The organism is Paenochrobactrum sp. BZR 201-1 (genome assembly GCF_044987585.2).
GTDB classification, from domain to species: domain Bacteria; phylum Pseudomonadota; class Alphaproteobacteria; order Rhizobiales; family Rhizobiaceae; genus Paenochrobactrum; species Paenochrobactrum pullorum.
Window position 1 is genome coordinate 1 of record NZ_JBJDRZ020000036.1, and the last position, 7,265, is coordinate 7,265.

Below are 7,265 nucleotides of genomic sequence, written 5' to 3' on the forward strand. Positions count from 1 at the left end.
TTGCACCAGTTTCATAGGTTTCCTGAACCATCGAAAGCTTCTCAGCGCTCGTCCAGCGACGGCGACGTTCTGGACCGTCCAAAATTTCAATATGCGAATTATGACTCGTCATATGCCTAACATTACTCCTAACCCTTAATTAAGGGTGAGAAAATGTCCGGATAATTCGGGGGCTCTTACAAAAACCAATATACCAGTTTTCAGGTATATCTATTGACCGTGCGTGATGATTTAAATTGTTCAAATAAATATTCATTTTGCAATTTGCAAAAAATATCGCGGAATATCTTTTTCTTAGAGGAAGCGGAAATTATGTCTCTTATAAAGGTTGGTTTAAAATACCTGACGTTAACCACGGCACTTGCAGCGCCAGCTTTTGTATCAACCTTTGCCTATGCACAAAACGCCGAAGCCATTCCGCCAGCCGCTGATGCGGAATATCACTCCAATTGGGGGCTGGATATGATCAACGCCCTGCCCGCCTATCTTAAAGGATATACCGGTAAAGGTGTGGTCGTAGCAGTGATTGATACTGGCTTAGACGTTAATCATCCTGAATATGAAGGCCGTATTTCACCCTTTTTCTACAATTTTGGTAACGAACAGCCAGTCCGTGACGTTTTCCCAGGAATAGATAATGGAGAATTAAATGGACATGGCGATCATGTTGCAGGAATCATTGGTGCGGGTCGTAATGGCTTTGGCATGCAAGGCGTTGCCTACGATTCTATTCTGATGCCTATACTCGCAGTTGCTGTCGATGGTCGTAATGAGTTTCTTTCGCCGACGGATGAGGCCATATTGTATGCTGTAGAACACGGTGCAAAAGTTATCAATGGTAGTTATGGGCCAGATACGTTTCCCAAGAAAAAATTAGAAAACGGATCCACAAATCCAAATTATAAAATATTGGATTATCAACTTATCGAGGACAGCCCCGAAAGATTAGATTCAACCTATGAAATACTGAAACATGCAGCAGACGAAGATGTTGTCATGGTCTTTGCAGCAGGTAATTCTCGACTAGAGCAACCAGGTGCTTATACGAGTATACCCATCGGTAATGGCATGTTTCCGCTCATCACTCGCGATTTTATCAACAGTGGCAAGATCAAGTTCCTTGATGATGAGGTGGAAACTGTCGATAAACAAAATCCTGATACCTATCAGTTTTTAGACCCGAGTGATCCTGCTTTTGATGATATGGATTTCTCTGATCTCAAAGGGTCATTGATTGTGGTCGTTTCGGTTGGCCGTGACGGCAAGCTCGCTCCTTACAGCAATGAATGCGGTGAAACGGCGGAGTGGTGTATAGCGGCTCCCGGTGGAGCGATGACCCGTGAGAATATTTCGGGAGGGATTTACTCCACTTGGCCGCAAGGCGATGAGAATAATGGCTATCGATACATACACGGCACATCTATGGCAGCGCCACATGTTGCTGGCGCCGCGGCGGTTGTGCGTTCAGCATTTCCCTATATGAATGCCCGCCAGACCATTGAAACCATTTTAACCACCACCACAAAAACCGGTTTTGAAGATCAGGACAAATTCGGACAGGGTTTGCTCAATCTTGGAGCAGCAATCGACGGACCAATGGCCTTTCGGTACGCTGGTGTTTTTGATGTAGATACACAAGGTTATTCTTCAATCTGGTCAAACTCCATTTCCGGCATAGGTGATCTCACCAAGCGTGGCGTTGGTATTCTCGTTCTTAGCGGTCAAAACACCTATCAGGGACCAACCAATATTGTTGGCGGTGGTCTGGAAGTACAGGGAAGTATTACATCGGAAAGCCATGTCTCGCAGACAGGCCAATTGTCCGGTAGCGGCTCTGTTGGCAATGTAATGCTGGCAAAAGGTGGCAAAATCTCTCCAGGCAGTGCGATTTTTGCAGACAATGCAATCGGCACTTTAACGGTTAATGGAAGTTTTATCCAACAAAGCGGCTCAACCTATATTGCAGGTCTGGCAGCCGCTAATGGCACTGATCACATCAGCATCAATGGTGCAGCTATATTTGGCAGTAATAGTTCATTGGAGCTTGTGCGCCAAGGCGCCGGGCGTGGCACTGCTGCTGGACGCTACACGTTACTTACAGCCAGTGACGGTGTTATCGGTACCTATGATAATTGGGGCGGCAGCTTGGTTACGCAAACGCCGTTCATCGATTTTGCCTTAGATTATGATAGCAATAATGTTTTTTTAGAAACCAGCCGCTCAGATGTGGCTTTTGCGGATATCGCCGTCACAAACAATCAAAATGCCACCGCAACAGCCTTGGACAGCCAGATCGCAGGCGATATCTTGTATGACCATTTACTGTTCCTGACCGAAGCAGAAGCCCGGCAAGCCTATGATCAACTCTCGGGTGAGGCATATGCCTCGATACAATCCTCATTGATCAATAACAGCGCGTACACCCGTACAGCTGTATATAATCAATTGTCCCGAAGCTTTTCCAAGTCTTCAGGCATTGGTGAAACAACAATCGGTTATCTGGATCAGCCGAATTTCTGGATGCATGGCCTTGGTGAATGGACAACACAATCCGGCAACGACAATACGGCAAAAACAAGAAACAGTATTGGCGGTTTTCTGACCGGTATTGATGCACAGGTTTGGGATAATTGGCGGTTTGGCTTACTGGCTGGTTACAGCTACAGTAAGTTCCGCATTCATGAACGCATGTCTTCCGGCAAAAGTGACGATTATACCATCGGCTCTTATGCTGGTACTGAAATGGCCCATAATCAAGGCACTTTCGCATTCCGCTCGGGGGCTGCTTATACATGGCATAATATTAACATGAACCGTGGTATCGCCTTCGCCGGCTTTGAAGATAAGCTAGCAGCAGATTATAAAGCGGGAACGTTCCAAATATTTGGAGAACTCGGCTACAAGCATCAAACCACGGAACAATTCGCTATCGAACCCTATGCCAATCTTGCGTATGTGCATTTGAGAGCAGATAAATTCAGCGAAGACGGCCGTAATGGCGCAGCCTTGAACATTTATAAATCCACAATGGATACGGCGTTGGCATCGCTCGGATTTCGGATCTCGGCCGACCTTAATCAAGAGGTTATCCCGGTTAAAGTACGTGCCGACATTGCATGGCGACACGCTTTTGGCGATGTGACACCAACATCAAAAGCAAATTTCACCGGATCTGATGCTTTTACTATCAATGGCATGGCTATTGGTCGTAACACCGCACTTATCTCGACCGGACTGGATTTCCAACTTGAAAAAAATGCAGTTCTTGGAGTTACTTATCAGGGGCAATTCGGTTCCGGCATCACGCAAAATGGTCTGAATGCCAGCTTGAAAATCCAGTTCTGATGAATTTACGTTAAAACATGTCGCTATGCAGCTTACTCGTGCGACGTCTCCTTCTCTCCCCATTGTGGGACAGAAGGAGATGTTAATGAGCATGGGTGACCGCGATATCTTGCGCCCAACCATAGTCATATCCGTGGACGTGAGAGTGTCTTCACTTCATCGATAACAGAAGCGATTTTTTTTATAAGCTTTGTATGCCCAATACTGAAATCTGAGGCAATTTGGCGGCGCGGCAAGTCACTGTCCAGTGCGATGCAAACCGTATTGAGCTGTGAGTTTATGGCGACGCGGACGGAAAATCAGGTTGATCTGATCGTGAGCGACAAGGAACCTTTGCGCCTGTCGCGCTGACTTGAACCGACCCAATATCGTTTCCTGTTTTCGCGTTGGCCTATGAGAGACTTCTATAGCATTATTCAAGCCTTTATGAACCCGGTGATCCGCATCTGCTGAAAGGTTTTGTATCGGCTCAATGTAACTACGCAGCTTGTCCGTCACGATCACACGTGATTGACGAATTGCTTCACCAGTCTGGAGAAAAACCGTTTGGCAGTCTTAGTATTTCGACGCGTTTGAACTATAATATTAAGAACATCGCCATCTGCATCAATTGCCCACCAAAGCCAAAACTTCTTTCCTCCGATAGTAATGAAAGCCTCATCAAGGTGCCACTTGTCTTTTGGCTTTGGCAGACTCCTGCGGATACAGTCGGCTAAATGGCGACCGAAGCGATTAATCCAGACGCAAACGGTTTCTCGGCTGACAAACTCGCCACGCTCAGCAAGAAGATCTTCCACATCGGCCGTGCTCAATGCAAATCGGTGATAGGTTTAGACAGCGCAAGCAATAAATTCACGCGGAAAACGCCCCCCTACCTCAAACAACCTGGCAATGATGTCATATGCCTAACATTACTCCTCACCCTCAATTAAGGGTGAGAAATAACCGAATAATTCGGGGCTATTACAATTTATTGTACAGGTACCAGTTTTCAGGGATGGCTTTGCTGAATTCTCAGGGACATAAATCAAATAAAAGTAGGTTGAATATTCATTTTGCGTCGAGGATCAGAAATATGCCCAGCCACAAAGTCAAGTCTCCTTCAGCTCTCACGAGGCGGACTTTTTTATGCTCGTCCTCTGCAGCACCTCTTCTTGCATTATTTCCCCTGCCAGTTTGGGCGGCTACATCAATTTATGATGTCAACTCATTCATGAGACTCTCAGAAAAACAACTGGGACAGACCGGACTTTCTAAGGACATGGCGACCACAATTATGGAAGTCTATATCAGACTTGGCAAAGAAGATGATCTCGTCCAACTGGCAGCAGGTGATGACAATCAAGATCTATCTGATTCATTGGTTGCCACTTGGTATACAGGTGAATCTCCAAACCCGGATGATCTGGTGGTGGTAGAATATACGGATGCGCTGATCTGGCAGGCGATGGATTACACCAAACCAATGGGATACTGCGGTGGCACAATTGGCTATTGGTCTGAACCGTCAGAAGCTTAATTCCGTTAATCGAGGCACTAGGGATTGTTACATGTCGGAAAATATTTCTGTTGATGTTTTGATTATCGGAAGCGGTATTGCTGGTGCAATTGCTGGTGCAAAATTGGCGCAAAAGGGTATGAAAGTGGCCTTTTTGGAAAGTGGAAAGCGTATTGATCGTTTTGATGCCGTCGAAAAATTCTGGAATGCGAAAATTAAGGTTCCGGAGTCGGCTTACCCGAATGATCCGACAGCCCCGCATCCGTTAGCTCACAGGATTGGTGATTATTATCAACAAATGGGGCCTGAGAATTTCAAATCGACTTATATCAAGGTTGTGGGCGGAACCACCTGGCATTGGTTGGGAACGACACTTCGCAATGTGCCTGCTGATTTCAAGATGAATTCACTTTACGGACAAGCGGTTGACTGGCCATTCGACTATCATGCGCTTGAGCCTTTTTATCTGGCGGCTGAACAGGAAGTCGGCGTAGCAGGTGATAGCACAGAGGACCTTGGCTCACCAAGATCGGGTGATTTCCCGATGCCGCTGATACCGCAGACATATCTCGATAAACAATTCACAAAAGCACTGGAAGGATCGAAATATCAAGTTCGATCCACACCTCAAGGTCGCACCTCTGTAGCAATAGGCGATCGGCCTGAATGTTGCGGCAATGGCTCGTGCATCCCTGTCTGTCCGGTGCAGGCGAAATATGATGCGACTATCCATCTGGATCAGGCAGAAGGTGCGGGCGCGGTTATCTATGATCAAACGACAGCAACAAGATTGAACCTCGCGCCAGACGGGCAAATTGCCTCTGTCGATTTTCGGCGTGCTGATGGCAGCACTGGAACGGCAAAAGGCAAGGTGGTTGTTGTAGCTGCTCATGCTATTGAGACGCCACGCTTATTGTTAAACTCTGCTCAGGAGGGGGCCGCAAATGGTGTTGCCAATAGCTCCGATCAAGTTGGTCGCAATTTGATGGATCATCCAAGCAAATTAAGTTGGGCAGAGGCTAAGGATCCCGTCTGGCCTTATCGTGGACCGCTTTCCACATCAGGAATTGAAAATCTGCGTGACGGTGAATTTCGCAAAGACCGTGCGGCTTTTAGAATAGAGATTGGCAATGATGGTCATAACTGGCCAACGGGTGCGCCGTTGTCAACGGCGGTAGAATTGGCAAAGCAAGGATTACGCGGTGCCGAGCTTGACGCTGCAATCAGACAGGTTACTTCGCGACATATCCGCTTGGCTTCTCTGGTAGAGCAATCGCCCGAAGCCAGTAATCGAGTTACACTCGATCCGGAAAAGCGTGATGCCAATGGCATGCCACTGCCACGGATAGAGTATAATTATGATGAATATACGCGAGCCGGATTAGCTGAAGCTGAAAAGGCTCATACGGAAATATTCACAGCTTTAGGTGCAACAAACATCAATCATGCTAAGGACATACAAGGATCGGGTCACGTAATCGGTACGGTTCGTATAGGGACGGATGCTGCCAGTGCAGTCGTTGATGCTGATCTTCGTAGCTTCAATCATCGGAATTTATTTCTATTGGGTTCAGGGACATTTCCAACATCAGCGACGGCCAATCCTACACTCACAATTGCTGCCCTGTCATTGAAAGCAGTACCGGCAATAGCTGCGACGGTAAAATTTTGACTTTAAGGTAAGAGTTATCAGACCATGACCTTCCTTCTGTGTTTTCTATCTGCGATTTACATTTGTGTTGATTTGGCAGGAGTTTAGCGATGGCCACTACAATGGAGTTTCTCAAGGGCTCTGACTCAGATATCCGTGGGAATGCTTAGTGGCGCTGGACAAAATATATAAAGACGTGGTTGTTTTGGAAAAGCTTAAAGCTTGGAGCAGTAGTGAATGCAGTTGCCGCCCGCTACAGACTTCGGATGTACCATCTTTCTGAATGGCGCAGCCAGGTGCATTGCCGAAATGGTGTGGGCGATTAGATCATTCTCATGATATTTGACCTGCGGATGCACCAGTTCATCAGGGCATTTGCCTTCGGCCTTCAACTGCGTGATGGCAATCCCGTAGGTTGGTGCTTTATTAGTGTTGATGACACGTGGCTTTCCCCAGTCTTTCAAGCTATTCAAAGCCTTCCCCAAGAAGCGCTTGGCTGCTTTGGCGTTGCGCGTCGCAGACAGGTAGAAATCGATCGTGTTGCCGAATTTGACGACGACTCGGTAAAGGTAAGTCCATTGTCCTGGGACTTACACATAAGTTTCATAAACCCGCCAACTCGGGGGTGACGCGAACGCCGTCGGCAGAACGCAGTCGATGCACGTAATACGTTCTTCCGGAGATCTCAGGTTCACCGTACCCCTACGGCGAGTACCGTCTTGTAATGATTGTTTATCTTGATGATTTTTGTGCTTCAATTTTGGCATGATT

At 46.9% G+C, this 7,265-nt stretch carries 3 protein-coding genes and 2 pseudogenes; 3 read left to right on the forward strand and 2 right to left on the reverse strand.

Annotation, left to right across the window (positions count from 1 at the left end):
- The first annotated feature begins 219 nt into the window (after nucleotides 1-219).
- The gene (locus ACI0FR_RS15255; RefSeq protein ID WP_374834091.1) at nucleotides 220-3,345 is read left to right on the forward strand and encodes an autotransporter domain-containing protein; all 3,126 of its coding nucleotides are present in this window, start codon (nucleotides 220-222) and stop codon (nucleotides 3,343-3,345) included.
- A 237-nt stretch (nucleotides 3,346-3,582) separates the two neighbouring features.
- Here ACI0FR_RS15255 and ACI0FR_RS15260 read toward each other — a convergent pair.
- A pseudogene (locus tag ACI0FR_RS15260) lies at nucleotides 3,583-4,241 on the reverse strand (IS6 family transposase).
- A 365-nt stretch (nucleotides 4,242-4,606) separates the two neighbouring features.
- Between ACI0FR_RS15260 and ACI0FR_RS15265 the strand changes: the two are divergent.
- Together ACI0FR_RS15265 and ACI0FR_RS15270 are read left to right on the forward strand one after the other, a co-directional pair.
- A complete protein-coding gene (locus ACI0FR_RS15265) occupies nucleotides 4,607-4,864 on the forward strand; it encodes a sugar dehydrogenase complex small subunit (RefSeq protein ID WP_374834070.1) in 258 nt (85 codons plus the stop codon).
- Between the two features lie 31 nt (nucleotides 4,865-4,895).
- A complete protein-coding gene (locus ACI0FR_RS15270) occupies nucleotides 4,896-6,515 on the forward strand; it encodes a GMC family oxidoreductase (RefSeq protein ID WP_404908544.1) in 1,620 nt (539 codons plus the stop codon).
- A 316-nt stretch (nucleotides 6,516-6,831) separates the two neighbouring features.
- Here ACI0FR_RS15270 and ACI0FR_RS15275 read toward each other — a convergent pair.
- Nucleotides 6,832-7,114: pseudogene (locus ACI0FR_RS15275) on the reverse strand (DDE-type integrase/transposase/recombinase); the annotation flags it as partial.
- Nucleotides 7,115-7,265: the final 151 nt, after the last annotated feature.